General features: G+C 50.8%; 1 protein-coding gene. It reads left to right on the top strand.

Going from position 1 to position 252, the window contains the following annotated elements:
* Positions 1-252 (top strand): transposase (locus BCT81_RS16305; protein ID WP_133152642.1); only part of this gene is annotated, 252 nt, incomplete at both ends.

Below are 252 nucleotides of genomic sequence, written 5' to 3'. Positions count from 1 at the left end.
AGTAAACTGGGAGAGGCGATTAGCTACAGTCTCAATCAATGGTCGAAGCTAGTACGAGTTATCGATGATGGCCGGTTAAGTATGGATAATAACCGAGCGGAACGTTCAGTGCGTCCGTTCACGGTGGGTCGGAACAACTGGTTGTTCTCGAAGACTCATAATGGTGCCCGCGCCAGTGCCGTGCTGTACAGTCTTATCGAAACCGCGAAGGCTAACGACTGTGAGCCGTATGAGTACCTCGAATACGTGCTA

Source organism: Vibrio sp. 10N.261.52.A1 (genome assembly GCF_002876325.1).
Lineage (GTDB): Bacteria > Pseudomonadota > Gammaproteobacteria > Enterobacterales > Vibrionaceae > Vibrio > Vibrio chagasii.
The sequence above is the reverse complement of the archived record's forward strand: the minus strand, read 5'-3'. Positions and strand labels throughout refer to the sequence as shown.